This window comes from Tardiphaga sp. 619_E2_N8_4, assembly GCF_051810905.1.
GTDB lineage: Bacteria > Pseudomonadota > Alphaproteobacteria > Rhizobiales > Xanthobacteraceae > Tardiphaga > Tardiphaga robiniae.
Map to the genome: position 1 here is coordinate 1,043,638 of NZ_JBPWQJ010000001.1, position 14,253 is coordinate 1,057,890.

Below are 14,253 nucleotides of genomic sequence, written 5' to 3' on the forward strand. Positions count from 1 at the left end.
GTAGAAGCTGGTGCCCGGCCTTCCGTCGGACGCGCAGACAGCAAGAGGCGCCCGCCTCTCTCATCGAGGTTGCTGATGTCCGATCTGACGACGCTCCAACAGACTATTCTGGCCGATATTGCCAATGCCTCCGACGAAGCCGCCCTGGAAGCCGTGCGCGTCGGCGCGCTCGGCAAGAAGGGTTCGATCTCCGCGCTGTTGTCGACTCTCGGCAAGATGACGCCAGAAGAACGCAAGACCGAAGGCGCGGCCATCAACCTGGCCAAGGACACCGTCACGCAAGCGCTGACCGCGCGCCGCGATGTGTTGAAATCCGCAGCCCTCGATGCACGTCTCGCTTCCGAGACCATCGACGTGACGCTGCCGCTGCGCGATGGCCCCGCTGAGCTCGGCCGCATTCATCCACTCAGCCAGACATGGGACGAGTTGACGACGATCTTCGCCGATATGGGCTTCGCCGTCGCCGAAGGTCCGGACATCGAGACCGACGACTACAACTTCACCAAGCTGAACTTCCCCGAGGGCCATCCGGCCCGCGAGATGCACGACACCTTCTACTTCAATCCGAAGGAAGACGGCTCGCGCCTGCTGCTGCGCACGCATACATCACCGGTTCAGGTGCGCACCATGCTCAGCCAGCAGCCGCCGATCCGCGTGATCTGTCCGGGCCGCACCTATCGCAGCGACTCTGACCAGACCCACACGCCGATGTTCCATCAGGTCGAAGGTCTCGTCATCGACAAGGGTTCGCATCTCGGCCACCTCAAATGGATCCTGCACGAATTCTGTAAGGCGTTCTTCGAAGTCGATAACGTCAATATGCGCTTCCGTCCGTCGTTCTTCCCGTTCACGGAGCCGTCGCTGGAAGTCGATATCCAGTGTCGCCGCGACAAGAACGAGATCCGTTTCGGCGAGGGAGAAGATTGGCTCGAGATTCTCGGCTGCGGCATGGTGCATCCGAATGTGCTGCGCGCCTGCGGCATCGATCCCGACGTGTATCAGGGTTTCGCCTGGGGCATGGGCATCGATCGTATCGCGATGCTGAAATACGGCATGGCCGACCTGCGTCAGCTCTTCGAGGGCGACGTGCGCTGGCTCAATCACTATGGCTTCAAGCCGCTTGAAGTACCGACGCTGGCCGGAGGACTGAGCACGTGAAATTCTCCCTCTCCTGGCTGAAGGATCATCTCGAGACCGACGAGTCGCTCGAGACGCTGACCGACAAGCTCACCATGATCGGGCTCGAGGTCGAACATATCGACGATAAGGCGAAGCTGCTGAAGCCGTTCACGATCGCCGAGATCGTCACAGCCGTGCAACATCCCAATGCAGATCGGCTGCGCGTCTGCACCGTCAATGCCGGCGATGACAAGCCGCTGCAGATCGTCTGCGGGGCGCCGAATGCGCGCGCGGGACTGAAGACCGTCCTTGCAAGGCCCGGAACTTATATTCCAGGCAAGGATTTCACCATCGGCCTCGGCAATATCCGCGGCGTCGAAAGCCAGGGCATGATGTGCTCGGCCGGTGAACTCGGACTCCCCGACAATATCGATGGCATCATCGAGCTGCCGGCCGATGCGCCGGTCGGCGCGATTTACCCCGACTGGGCCAAGCTCGGCGATCCCGTCATAGAAATCAACCTGACGCCTAATCGTCAGGATTGCACTGGTGTGTCCGGCATCGCCAGGGATCTCGCCGCGGCCGATATGGGCGTGTTCAAGAATCCCGGCATCAAGCCGATCAAGGGCGAATTCCCCTGCCCAGTGAAAGTCACGGTCGAAGACGCCAAGCTGTGCCCCGGCTTCGCGCTACGTCTCGTGCGCGGCGTCAAGAACGGCCCGTCGCCGGAGTGGCTGCAGAAGAAGCTGACCTCCATCGGCCTGCGCCCGATCAATGCGCTGGTCGACATCACTAACTTCCTGACTTTCGACCGCGCCCGTCCGCTGCATGTGTTCGACGCCGCCAAGGTGAAGGGCGATATCGTGGTACGCCGTGCCCGTGACGGCGAAACACTGCTCGCGCTGGATGGCAAGACCTACACGCTCGACAGCAAGGCCTGCGTCATCGCCGACGACAATGGTGTCGAGTCGCTCGCCGGCATCATGGGCGGCGAAGCGTCGGGCTGTTCGGAAGACACCACCGATGTACTGATCGAATCCGCGCTGTGGAACGAGATCAATATCGCGCAGACCGGCCGCAGGCTCGGGATCAATTCCGACGCGCGTTATCGGTTCGAGCGCGGTGTCGATCCGGTCTTCATGGTGCCCGGTCTCGAACTGGCAACCAAGCTGGTGATGGAACTGTGCGGCGGCGCACCGTCGGAGAGCATCGTCGTTGGCAAGCCCTACGGCGACGACCGTATCATCGACTTCCCGATTGCCGAGGTGAAGCGCCTCGCCGCCATCGACGTGCCATTCCCGGAGATGCGACGCATCCTGACGCATCTCGGCTTCATGGTGGCCGGCAGCGGCCCCGTGGTGAAGGTCGCAGTGCCGTCATGGCGCAGCGATGTCACCGGCAAGGCCGACATCGTCGAGGAAGTCATGCGCATCTTCGGCGTCGACAAGGTGCCGATGACGCCGTTCCCGCGTGGCGACGCCCCGCGCAAGCCGGTGCTGACGCAAATCCAGCAGCGCACCCGCCGCGCCAAGCGTGGACTGGCCGCGCGCGGCCTCGTCGAGGTCGTGACATGGTCGTTCATTTCGAAGCCGCATGCCGAAGTGTTCGGCGGCGGCGCGCCTGAACTGGCGTTGGCCAACCCGATCGCCGCCGATCTCTCCGACATGCGGCCGAGCCTGTTGCCCGGACTGATCGCAGCCGCTCAAGCCAATGCGCATCGCGGGTCGTCCGACCTCGCGCTGTTCGAAGTCGGCCAGATCTTCCGCGGCGATCGCCCGCAGGATCAGTTCATGGCTGCATCCGGCGTGCGGCGTGGCCTCGCCTCGTCGGCTGGCAACGGCCGTCACTGGTCCGGCGCCAGCGCTGCGAACGCACTCGACGCCAAGGCCGATGCCTTTGCAGTTCTCGCAGCCGCAGGTGCACCGATGCAGGCGCTGCAGATCGTGGCCGGTGGCGCGGACTGGCTGCACCCAGGTCGCTCCGGCACGATCCAGATCGGACCGCAGAACGTCCTCGGTCATTTCGGCGAACTGCATCCGCGCACGCTTGAGGCACTCGGTGCCGATGGCCCGTTGATGGCATTCGAGGTGATCCTCGATCGCATTCCCGACGCCAAGCAGAAGGCGACCCGCGCCAAACCGACTTTGGAGCTCTCGGCGTTCCAGCCTGTGTCACGCGACTTCGCCTTCATCGTCGATCGCAAGGTCAGGTCCGGCGACATCGTCCGTGCGGCAGCCGGCGTAGACAAGAAGCTGGTCACCGATGTGACGGTGTTCGACGTCTATGAAGGCAAGGGCATCGACGACGACAAGAAGTCCGTGGCCATCGCTGTCACGATCCAGCCGCGCGAGAAGACCCTGACCGATCAGGAAATCGATGCGGTGGCAGCGAAGATCGTGGCGGAAGTAACGAAGAAGACGGGCGGCACGTTGCGCGCATGATGGAATCACTCGGCCTGGTCCAGTATTCGACCACGTCGCTCGTTTTTATCACCTTCACAGCCTTCATCGCCGGACTGGCCCGTGGGTTTTCGGGCTTCGGTTCGGCGCTGATCTTCATGCCGCTCGCCTCAAGTGTGGCCGGCGCGCAAGTCGCGTCACCCTTGCTGCTACTGATCGACTTCTCGACCACGCTGACGCTGATCCCGAACGCCGCAAGACGAGCCGACAGGCGCGACGTCAGCATCATTTCGCTGGGCGCACTTATTGGCGTGCCGCTTGGCACGATGGCCTTGGCCTGGGCCGATCCGCTGACCGTTCGCTGGGGCATCGTCGCACTGATCGTCACGATGCTGACGCTACTGATCTCCGGCTGGCGCTATCCCGGTAAGCCGACCGTTCCAGTGACGGTCAGTGTCGGCGGCGTCGCCGGCTTTTTTGGTGGCTTGGCGCAACTCGGCGGCCCGCCGATAGTGATGTATTGGCTGCGAGACGCGGCAGTCGCTGCCGTCACCCGCGCAAATATCATCCTGTATTTCGCGGTCGCAGACGTCTTGATCATCGTCAGCTATACGATCGGCGGATTGTGGAGTTCCGCCATTCTCGGCCTCGCGGTGATTACCGGACCACTGTTCGGTCTCGGCCTCTGGCTCGGCTCGAAACTGTTCGGCAAGGCCAGCGATGAGCTGTTCCGCAAGATCTGCTACGCGCTGATCGCCGTCTCGGCGCTGATCAGCCTGCCGCTGTTCGACGGGATATTTCACTGACGCTTGCGTGACTTGCGGCGCCAGCCGCCGCGGCGCTAGGGTCTCTCCAATTCAAGAACAACGGGAGAAGACCATGATCGATCGCCGCGACATGCTGAAGTTTGCCGCTGCCGGCGCCATGGTCCTCGCGGCGCGCCCCGTGCTGGCGCAGACGCCGGCAAAACCGCGCACCAGGATCATATTTCTCGGCACCAAGGGCGGCCCGCGCGTCGGCGTCGGTGCATCCAATCCAGCCAATCTCGTTGTGGTCAACGACACGCCATTCGTGATCGATTGCGGCATGGGCGTCAGCCGGCAACTGGTCAATGCCGGCGTGCCGCTTCCCTCGGTGAAGTATATCTTCATCAGCCACCACCATTCCGATCACAATCTGGAATACGGCAACTTGTTCTACAATGCTTGGGCCGCAGGCCTCTCGACGCCGATCCACTCGTTTGGTCCCAAGGGCATCGAGGCAATGACCCGGACTTACTGGGAGTTGAACAAATTCGACGTTGATACCCGCATCGAAGATGAAGGCCGCCCCGATCCGCGGCCGTTGCTCGTTGCCAAGGATATCACCGAGGATGGCGTGGTGCTGCAGACCGCCGACGTCAAGGTGACAGCGTTTCGCACTCCGCATCCGCCGATCGTCGACAGCTTCGCCTACAAATTCGAGACGCCCGACGGCGTCATCGTGTTCTCCAGCGACACCGCCTACAACCCGAGGCTAGCAGAGTTCGCCAAGGGAGCGGACGTGCTGGTGCATGAGGCACTTTACGTGCCCGCTGTTGACCGGCTGGTGATCAAGACGAAGAACGGCGCGACGCTGAAAAAACATTTGATGGAAAGCCATACCACCACCGAGGATGTCGGCCGCATCGCCGCCGCGGCCGGCGTGAAGGTGCTGGTGCTCAGCCACTTCGTGCCGGGCGACGATCCCGAAGTCACCGACGAGGACTGGATCTCGGGCGTGCGAAAGAATTTTTCCGGCAAGATCATCGTGGCCAAGGATCTGATGCAGCTGGCGCTACCGGTGTAGCGCCAATAGCAGCCTCACGTCGCGGCTACTCCAACCCCGCTCCGCTCGACCGCTGCCGCCGCTGCTTCGTCCGCACCGGCTTGTCTGGTTCCGGCTCTTTTATTGCGCCGATCTTCTTGAGCGCCGCTTCTGCTGCGCGCTCGCCGCTTTCCCATGCGCCATCGACCGTGCCCCACAATGTTTCATGCGTGGCTTCGCCGGCAAGGAACAGACTGCCCATGGGCTCAGCCAATACGCGGCGCGAGGCCTGGCCACCCGGTGCGGCCCCCGACATGGCTCCGAGCACGAATGGCATCGTATCCCAGCGCGTCGTTGCAGAACGCATGATCGCCGGTTTGATATCGGAGCCGAACAGCTTCGTCAGCCATTCAACGGCGAAAGCCACCATCGCGGCCTCGCCCTGAGTTGCAAGGTCGCGGCCGAATGCGCCCGCGACATCGACGGTACACAGCGATGACCCGCCAATATTCGCAAACAGCGCACCGGTACGTGTGCTCGTGCTTTGCTCGACCATCAGCTCATCGCGACCCAGCCCGAGCGGATTGCCAATAAACTGTAGCGCGATACGGTCATAGCTACCGAGGCTGAGTTTTGCCGCCGCGTCGAGCTGCCGCTTTGGCAGTTCCGGCGTGAACTTGATTGTCCCCGACGACAACACATTGCTTGATGCGGTGATGATCACCGCCCGCGCCGCAATGCGCCCCGACGCCGTCTCAACGCCGATGTCGCGTCCGCTCCAGGTCACGCGCGTCGCAGGCGTCGACAGCGCCACCGGGAGGGCCTCGCCAAGCTTACCCATCAACGCCCCGAGCCCCTGGCGCGTAGCGACATCGATGGCGCGATCCTGCGCGCGCGAGAGATCCAGCGTCGATAGATCCTTGAGGTCCTTGCCGGTCGCATAGGCCCCGAGCACGAAATCGATCGTGCCCGCCCAGTCCCCGAGATCCTTCGGCAGCGCCGCGGCGCAGGAGATGTCGGCGCGGCGCGCTGCCTCGTCGATGGCGCGATTGGCGCGCACGACCGCGGCGAGCAATTCCTCGGTCTCGCCGGCGCGGGCATTGCGACGGCCGATGCGCAGCTTCTGACTCGGCGGCGATGGCGCGACATCGATTCCCACCGGCCGGGCAAGCTTCACCACTGCGTTGGTTTCCGGCGTGTGCAGCCAGCGCGCGCCGCGATCGAACGGGGCGTCGAAACCTGTCGCGTCTGTCATGCACCGTCCGCCAATCCGGCTGGAGGCCTCGATCACGATCACCTTGCGATTGGCCGCCTGGATGCGACGCGCCGCAGCGATGCCCGCAGCGCCCGCGCCAATCACGACAATGTCAGCATCCCGCGGCAGCGACGCGGCCAATGTCCTTGCGCCGAACAGCGGCACAAGTGTCAATGCTGCGGACGCCGACAGGAAATCCCGGCGTGAAATCGTCATGACATGGTTTCCGAAATTTTATGATGCATGAGAACGTCTCGCGAACCTTGCCGTATTCGAGGGTGTGCGGCAACCGTCGTGGTGAATGAATTGTCACCAGCGCCGCGCGGGCATGAACCAAATTGCAATGGCTCTCGACCATGATGGAGCCAGGGAAAGCGGTCGACATGAACCGCGCTGGGGGAGTCACGATCATGGGCCTCATGCTCGATACGGTCGGGAAACTGATCGCGAAATATCTGCAGAAGGAGCTGCCCGGCTACGAGCCTTTCACGCCGAGCGACCCCGAACGCCTGCGCGGTATCATCGAGGAAGGTGACGTGCTGCTGGTCGAAGGCAACAACCGCGTCTCCGGCATCATCAAATATCTCACGCAATCGACCTGGTCGCATGCCGCGCTCTATGTCGGCCCAATCGATGGTGCTGCAGAGCCGAACGGCGAGCCGCATGTGCTGATCGAGGCCAATATCGGCGAAGGTGTCACCTCGGCACCGCTGTCGAAATATTATCCGTTCCACACCCGCCTGTGCCGCCCGGTCGGTCTGTCCTACGAGGACCGCACCACTGTGTGTCGCTACGCCATCAACCGGATTGGCTTTGGTTACGACACCAAGAACATTCTCGACCTGATGCGCTTCCTGATCCCGCTGCCAATACCGCAGCGCTGGCGGCGGCGCATGATCGCTTTCGGCTCCGGCGATCCCACCAAGATCATCTGCTCGGCATTGATCGCGCAGGCTTTCGATGCCGTGCGCTATCCGATTCTGCCGAAAATCACCCGCGCCGGTAGCCGCCAGGCCCGTCGCGAGATTCTGCACATCCGCGATTCATCGCTGTATATGCCCAGGGATTTCGATATCTCGCCCTATTTCGAAGTGGTGAAGCCGACCATTGAACTCGGATTCGACTACACGGCATTGCATTGGGCCGACAAACAAAAGCCGCTCCGGGAGGTGGCGGGCACTTTCGATCCATTTCCGGACGTCTTCGGCACGCCGACGCTCATTCCTGAGACGACTGACACGGAAGCGGAAGTGGCTGACGAAGACGTGAGCAGGCCTCGGATCAGGCTTATCGCCTGATCCGCCACTTCAAGACTTGACCGCGCCCGCTGTGAGTCCGCCGACCATGTAGCGCCGAAAGGCGTAATACACTGCGGCTGGTGGTAGCGCGTAAATAAAGCCCGTGGTCATCAGCAATTCCCAGGGCGAGTCATCAGCGGCCAGGAAGTTGCCGAGCGCGACGGGTAGCGTGATCTCGGTATCCTTGGACAGCAGCAGGAAGGCGTAGAGATATTCGTTCCAGGCGAGCAGCAGCGCATAGGTCCCGATCGCGACCAGCGATGGCAACATCAGCGGCACATAGACCATGCGAAACAGTTGCAGCGGCGTCGCGCCATCCATGATGGCGGCCTCATCCAGCTCGAGCGGCAGCTTGTCGGACGCCTGCTTGAGCACCCAGATCGCATAGGGCGAAGCAATGGTCACCATCGCCAGGATCAGCGACCAGTGATTGTTGAGCAGGCCGTAATTGCCCATGGTGCGATACATTGGCACAGCGAGGAATGCGGCGGGAATGAAATAGGTGAACAGCGCCATGTTCATCACCGTTCGGCCGCCGCGGACGCGCAGGCGACTGATCGCAAAGGCCGCCGATGTCGCAATCACCAGCGTCAGCGCACCGACCGCCACCGCGATGACGACCGAGTTCAGGAACTGCGCCCAGAAATCGCGCAGGAAATAGTGCTGCTGATTGAACACGATTCTGAAATTGTTCAGCGTCGGATGGTCGGGCCACAACTTGCCCGCGAATGCATCCTGCTTCGGCGAGATCGCGAACAGGAACATGTGATAGATGGGAATCAGCGTCCAGATCAGCACGGGAATGCCAATCAACAACAGTCGCGCTTCGGTGCCGACCTCTCGTAGCGTTGGCACTCTCATCGGGTGAACCTCTTCATCGAGAGAGCCGTTTCATCATGAAATAGACCAGCGGCAGCACAAGCGGCATCGCGCAAACGATGGATGCCATCGACATGTCGAGCTGATCGAGGCGGAGATAGCGAATCCCCAATGTAGACAGAACATGAGTGAGATCGGCTGGCCCGCCTCCCGTCAACAGATAGACGCTGTTGAAGTCGCCGAGCGTCCAGATCATCGAAAGCAGCGTGCAGGTGAGATACAGCGTCTGCATCGATGGCCAGGTGATGAAGCGGAATTTCTGCCACCAGCTGGCGCCGTCCACATCGGCGGCCTCGAACATGTCCGTCGAGATTGCCAGACGTCCTGTCATCAGGATCAGCGTCCAGAACGGCAGCGACTTCCAGATGTGGACCATGATCGCCAGCGTCAGGCCGATAGCGGGATCGTTCAGCCAGTTGGGCCCATCCTCGCCAGTAAACTTGAAGATCAGATTATTGATCACGCCCCATTCGGGATTGAACATGAAGCGCACCGACAGGATGGTCGGGATCGACGGCACCGCCCAAGGCAGGATGAACAGTACCGACAGCCAGCGTATCCATGTCCGTGACTGCACGAAGAAGCCGGACAGAAACAGAGCGATCAGCATCTTCACATTGATGCCGATAATCAGGAAGATCAGCGTGTTGACGACGGCGCGCGCGAATACCGGATCGTTATAGAGCGCGACGTAACTCGCCGGGTGCCGCGCCAGCCACAAGCCATAACCGATCGGATAGACCACGAAGGCGGCGAACACGAGCAGATAGGGCGCGATCATCACGACGCCCCAGACCTGCGGCGTCGTCAGGCGGGCGGACCATGGCCGGCGTGGCAGCGTATCGGCGGGAGCGGGATAGGTGATCGTGGCCATGCTGTACACCATTGCAAAAGCCGGCCGCGAGGGGCGGCCGGCTTTGTCTCGGACTAACCCGCGATTTCCTTGATGCGGGCGATCAACTCATCGACGGCCTTCTCTACCGGCACCTTCTCGCTGACCACGCGGTTCATCGCCTTGGCCCAGACGTTCTCGTTATTGAGGATTGTGAACTTGTAGTTCTTCACGAAATCGAACGACGAGGTGCCTCCCGTGAACTGGGTGTAGACCGCCTTGCGATGCTTGTCGGCCTGCCAGAACGGGCTTGCCTGTCCAGCCTTGGTCACCGGGAACCAACGACCGAGCGCGCCCTCGACATAGGGGCCCAGGTTTTCTTCTTCCATCAGGAACTTGACGAATTCCTTGGCGCCCGCCTTGTTCTTCGACTGCGAGAAGATCATCCCCGTCTTCACGTCGGAGCGATACTTGATCGGCGTGCCGTCCGGCTTCAGCGGGAACGATGCCGTGACGATCGTCTCTTCATAGGCCTTCTTGCCGGCCGCTCGCTGCTCCGGCGTCAACGTCTGGTTTTGCGAATCCTCAAACCACTTCGCCGCGATCGAAATCGTGAAGTTGTGGGTCATGATGATGCTCTTGTTGTGGAAGGCGACATTGTTGTCGGGGTCCTTCCACGTCGTCGAGGATGGCGGCGTGCAGCCCTTGATATAGGTGTCGGTATAGTCCCTGAGCGCGCCGATCAGACCTTCCTTGACCTTGGGATCGTCCACCAGAAGCTTGCCGTCATCATCGACTAGCTTGACGTTGTAGGCATCCATGAAAGTGTAGAACGATTGCAGCGAGTCCGTGGACTCCACGCCCATTGGCTGGCCGACACCATAGGCACGGCTGCCTGACGCCTTGCGATAGGCCGGCTGGACCTTGTCGCACCAGAACGACCAATAACCCTTCCAGTCCTTGGGAATATCGCTGACCTTGAAGCCGGCCTGCTCGAGCAGATCGCTCCAGATCTCCACATGCATCGACTGCTGCTTCAGCGGAAAGCCGTAGTAGGCTTTCTTCTTGGTCTGGCCGTTCATCAGATAGGCCGTCTCGACCGTATTCGGCGCGAATTTATCCATCATCGGCTTTAGGATGTCGGTGATATCTTCCAGCTTGCCTTCGAAGGCCCATTTGCCGGATGCCTGCACATCGTAGGTGTCGGCATAGGCGACATCCGGCGGCGTGCCGGAATCCAGCGCAGCCACGGTCTTCGGGATCATGTCCTGAATGGCATATTGCGAGAGTTCGACCTTGATCTTGGTTTTGTCTTCGAACTTCTTGATCGCCGCCAGCAGCGATTCGTCTTCGGACTTATAAAACCCCTTGCTGAACCAGACGGTGATGCTTTGCTGCGCGAAGGCGGGCGCTGCGGTCAGAAACAAGCCAGAAGCGGCAGTAGCGAAAACAAGCGCACGGGTACCCTTGGTGATCAAGACGTCGTCCTCCCTGATGATTGTTTTTCTTGAGACTACCTCTTTCTATTTATCCGTCCAGTGAAGAAGTCGATGCTGCGCTGCACTTGTCTGACAACTTCGCAAGGGTTACGTCTTCGTGATTGCAAGGAGAAAATCGGATGCTTGTCGCTGCCGCCAAGGCGCTATCGCAAATTCTTTCACCGCCGATGCGCAGCATCCTGTGGAAGTCAATCGGACTTGCCCTGGTTTTAATCACTGTCCTGGCAATCGGCATGCAGCGGTTGTTGAACTGGGCTGCCACTTCGGGCGGCGTCTGGGCCGAAAGCACGATCGGGTCGGACTACCACATGATGATCAATGTGCTGTCCTGGATCTTGTCGATTGCCGCCGGTCTCGGCGTCGTCGTCGGCGCAATCTTTCTGATGCCGGCGATCACGTCACTGATTGCCAGCGTGTTCGTCGATGATGTTGCCGATATCGTCGAGCGCGAGCACTATCCCGCGGAGCGTGTCGGCGTCGCCTTGCCGTTCGGGCTCGCTATCACCGAAGGCGGCAAGACCGCGCTGCTGACCATCGCGGTCTATCTGATCGCGCTGCCCTTCGTGTTCTTCGCCGGCATTGGTTTCGTTGTCTTCTTCATCGCGACAGCCTGGCTGCTCGGCCGTGAATATTTCGAGCTGGCCGCCATACGGTTCCGCTCGCCGGCGGACGCCAAGGCGATGCGCAAGCAGCATGCGGCGACGGTGTTCACCGCCGGGCTGTTCATCGCAGCCTTCGTCTCGATCCCGATTGTCAACCTGGCCACGCCGCTGTTCGGCATGGCCTTCATGGTCCATATGCACAAGCGATTGAGCGGACCACGACCGGAGCTGATCGAGCCGGGTCGCGTGACGAAGATGCCGGTCGCTTAGACCACCGTCTTCTCCGGCCACTGGCACAGATCGTTGATCAGACACACCTCGCAGCGCGGCTTGCGCGCGAGACACGTATAGCGGCCGTGCAGGATCAGCCAATGATGGGCATGCAGCATGAACTCATGCGGGATCACGCGCTCCAGTTCGAGTTCGACGTCCAGCACGTTCTTGCCCGGCGCCATATTGGTGCGATTGCCGACGCGGAAGACATGGGTGTCCACAGCCATCGTGTGCTCGCCGAACGCCATATTGAGCACAACATTGGCGGTCTTGCGCCCGGCGCCCGGCAGTGACTCGATTTCGGCGCGGGTGCGCGGCACGACGCCGCCGAATTCGCGGATCAGTTTTTCCGACAGCGCGATAACGTTCTTCGCCTTGGTGCGATAGAGGCCGATGGTCTTGATATAGTCCCGCACCGTCTCTTCGCCGAGATCAATCATTTTCTGCGGTGTATCGGCGATGGGAAACAGCGCGCGCGTCGCCTTGTTGACGCCGGCGTCAGTCGCCTGCGCGGACAACACCACTGCGACCAGCAATGTGTAGGGGTTGAGATGTTCGAGCTCGCCCTTGGGCTCGGGATTGGCCTTGCGGAAGCGCGAGAAGGCTTCATGGACCTGGGCTTTGGTCCAAGGTTTCAGCTTGATGGGTTTCAACTTGATGGGCTTCGACTTGGCCATCTTCTTCGCAGGCGCCTTGACCGCTTTCGCTACAACCTTCTTTGCAGGACTGGATTTCGTGCTGGCAGGGAGCTTGCGGGTGATTTTCGGCATCAAAGGGATATACTGAGGGACCATGACATCAGGCAACGACTTTGACGTCCCGCAGGAACCGATGCTGTTCAGCGCGCTGCTGCGTCCGCATCACGCGCTGGGTCGCAAGGGCTTCCTCGTGCTCATGGGTTTCATCAGCATGGTCTCGTTCGGCGCAGGGATGGCCTTCCTGCTAATGGGCGCCTGGCCGGTGCTCGGCTTTTTCGGCCTCGACCTGCTGGCGATCTATATCGCCTTCAAGATCTACGACAGACGCGCCAGGGCCACCGAAGAAATCACGGTCACGCCGTCGGAAATCCGTGTGCGCCGGGTCAGCCCATCAGGGGACGTCGTGGAATGGGCATTCAATCCGCTCTGGGTGCAGATCGATCAGGTGTGCCACGCCGAATTCGGCATCGAGCAGCTTTTTCTGGTGTCGCGCGGCCGTCGGGTGTCGATCGCACGGTTCCTCGGCGCGGAGGAAAAGGCAAGCTTTATCAAAGCCTTGATGGAAGCGCTCCAGGCCGCCAAACGCGGCCCGACCTATAATCCGGTGAACTAATGATCCATCGGGAAACGGGTGGTTTGCGCGCCGGGGCAGGCCTACATCGATATCATGATGAATCTTGCCAGAGACCTAGCGATGACTGAGCATCGCCCGATCAAGCCGGGCCAGCGCGACGCGGCCCTGCGCGATTACGATTCCGTACGCCGTGCCATCGGCTTCATGCACTCGCAGTGGCGGGACCAGCCGAACATCGAGGCCGTGGCGGACGCCGCGAGCGTGACGCCGGACGAGTTGCATCACCTGTTCCGCCGCTGGGCGGGACTGACACCGAAAGCGTTCATGCAGGCGCTGACGCTCGACCACGCCAAGCACCTGCTGCGCGATTCCGCCAGCGTCCTCGACGCCGCGCTCGACTCAGGCCTTTCCGGCCCGGGCCGGCTGCACGATCTCTTCGTAACCCATGAAGCGATGTCACCCGGAGAATGGAAAACCGGCGGCGCCGGCATGGAGTTGCGCTACGGCTTCCATCCCTCACCGTTCGGCACCGCGATCGTGATCGCCAGCGACCGCGGCCTTGCGGGTCTCGCTTTCTCCGATCCGGGCGACGAACAGCGCGCTTTCGCCGACATGAGCCGGCGCTGGCCGGCGGCCACATTGATTGAGGACACTCCCGGCACGGCCGGACTGGCGCAGCGCATCTTCGACAGCAAGCTGTGGCGCCCGGACCAGCCGCTGCGGGTGGTGTTGATCGGGACGGATTTCGAAGTCCGCGTCTGGGAAACGCTGCTGAAGATCCCGATGGGTCGTGCGGTCAGCTATTCGGATATCGCCTGCAAGATCGACAACCCGAAGGCCTCACGCGCCGTCGGCGCGGCCGTGGGCAAGAACCCGATTTCCTTCGTGGTGCCGTGCCATCGCGCGCTCGGTAAATCCGGCGCGCTGACGGGTTATCATTGGGGCATTACACGGAAGCAGGCCATGATCGGCTGGGAAGCCGGACAGGTGGGAGCGAATTAGCAGCAATGGGCCGCAGTTTCCTGCGGCCCATTGGACTG

13 protein-coding genes are annotated in these 14,253 nt (G+C 61.4%); 8 read left to right on the forward strand and 5 right to left on the reverse strand.

Features of this window, described 5'->3' with window-relative positions; genetic code table 11:
• Positions 1 to 75: 75 nt before the first annotated feature.
• From pheS to AB8A23_RS04950, 4 genes are all read left to right on the forward strand, one after another.
• Positions 76 to 1,158 carry a phenylalanine--tRNA ligase subunit alpha gene (pheS, locus tag AB8A23_RS04935; protein ID WP_089263024.1) on the forward strand — a complete coding sequence of 361 codons (1,083 nt, stop codon included), beginning with the start codon at positions 76 to 78 and terminating at the stop codon, positions 1,156 to 1,158.
• Positions 1,155 to 3,560 (forward strand): phenylalanine--tRNA ligase subunit beta, encoded by a 2,406-nt coding sequence (gene pheT, locus AB8A23_RS04940; RefSeq protein WP_439060275.1) that lies wholly within the window; start codon positions 1,155 to 1,157, stop codon positions 3,558 to 3,560. The genes pheS and pheT overlap by 4 nt, the downstream gene beginning before the upstream one ends.
• Positions 3,557 to 4,324, forward strand: coding sequence for a TSUP family transporter (locus AB8A23_RS04945; protein WP_439060274.1), 768 nt, complete (start codon positions 3,557 to 3,559; stop codon positions 4,322 to 4,324). The genes pheT and AB8A23_RS04945 overlap by 4 nt, the downstream gene beginning before the upstream one ends.
• 73 nt (positions 4,325 to 4,397) lie before the next feature.
• Positions 4,398 to 5,345, forward strand: a complete 948-nt coding sequence (locus AB8A23_RS04950) for an MBL fold metallo-hydrolase (RefSeq protein WP_439060273.1) — start codon at positions 4,398 to 4,400, stop codon at positions 5,343 to 5,345.
• Between the two features lie 25 nt (positions 5,346 to 5,370).
• Here AB8A23_RS04950 and AB8A23_RS04955 read toward each other — a convergent pair whose 3' ends face one another.
• Entirely contained in the window at positions 5,371 to 6,774 is a 1,404-nt protein-coding gene (locus AB8A23_RS04955) for a flavin monoamine oxidase family protein (RefSeq protein ID WP_439060272.1), read from the reverse strand.
• Positions 6,775 to 6,968: 194 nt separating this feature from the next.
• Here AB8A23_RS04955 and AB8A23_RS04960 point away from each other — a divergent pair, with 194 nt between their 5' ends.
• Entirely contained in the window at positions 6,969 to 7,856 is an 888-nt protein-coding gene (locus AB8A23_RS04960; protein ID WP_120287707.1) for a YiiX/YebB-like N1pC/P60 family cysteine hydrolase, read from the forward strand.
• 9 nt (positions 7,857 to 7,865) lie between these two features.
• Here the strand turns inward: AB8A23_RS04960 and AB8A23_RS04965 are convergent, their stop codons facing one another.
• Genes AB8A23_RS04965 through AB8A23_RS04975 form a run of 3 tightly spaced genes read right to left on the reverse strand, consistent with a single transcriptional unit; the run spans position 7,866 to position 11,045 of the window.
• On the reverse strand, positions 7,866 to 8,717 hold the full coding sequence (locus tag AB8A23_RS04965; RefSeq protein WP_068730277.1) for a carbohydrate ABC transporter permease: 852 nt from the start codon (positions 8,715 to 8,717) through the stop codon (positions 7,866 to 7,868).
• Positions 8,718 to 8,730: 13 nt separating this feature from the next.
• Positions 8,731 to 9,609 carry a carbohydrate ABC transporter permease gene (locus AB8A23_RS04970; protein WP_089263663.1) on the reverse strand — a complete coding sequence of 293 codons (879 nt, stop codon included), beginning with the start codon at positions 9,607 to 9,609 and terminating at the stop codon, positions 8,731 to 8,733.
• Positions 9,610 to 9,662: 53 nt separating this feature from the next.
• Positions 9,663 to 11,045 (reverse strand): ABC transporter substrate-binding protein, encoded by a 1,383-nt coding sequence (locus tag AB8A23_RS04975; RefSeq protein WP_093757839.1) that lies wholly within the window; start codon positions 11,043 to 11,045, stop codon positions 9,663 to 9,665.
• 140 nt (positions 11,046 to 11,185) lie between these two features.
• Here AB8A23_RS04975 and AB8A23_RS04980 point away from each other — a divergent pair, with 140 nt between their 5' ends.
• Entirely contained in the window at positions 11,186 to 11,938 is a 753-nt protein-coding gene (locus tag AB8A23_RS04980) for a sulfate transporter family protein (RefSeq protein WP_439060271.1), read from the forward strand.
• Here the strand turns inward: AB8A23_RS04980 and nth are convergent.
• Positions 11,935 to 12,711: an endonuclease III gene (gene nth, locus AB8A23_RS04985; RefSeq protein WP_439060270.1), complete on the reverse strand. Its 777-nt coding sequence runs from the start codon at positions 12,709 to 12,711 to the stop codon at positions 11,935 to 11,937. The genes AB8A23_RS04980 and nth overlap by 4 nt on opposite strands.
• Before the next feature lie 22 nt (positions 12,712 to 12,733).
• Here nth and AB8A23_RS04990 point away from each other — a divergent pair, with 22 nt between their 5' ends.
• Together AB8A23_RS04990 and AB8A23_RS04995 are read left to right on the forward strand one after the other, a co-directional pair.
• On the forward strand, positions 12,734 to 13,252 hold the full coding sequence (locus AB8A23_RS04990; protein ID WP_439060269.1) for a DUF2244 domain-containing protein: 519 nt from the start codon (positions 12,734 to 12,736) through the stop codon (positions 13,250 to 13,252).
• Positions 13,253 to 13,333: 81 nt separating this feature from the next.
• On the forward strand, positions 13,334 to 14,215 hold the full coding sequence (locus AB8A23_RS04995; protein ID WP_414716825.1) for a methylated-DNA--[protein]-cysteine S-methyltransferase: 882 nt from the start codon (positions 13,334 to 13,336) through the stop codon (positions 14,213 to 14,215).
• The last annotated feature ends 38 nt before the right edge of the window (positions 14,216 to 14,253 follow it).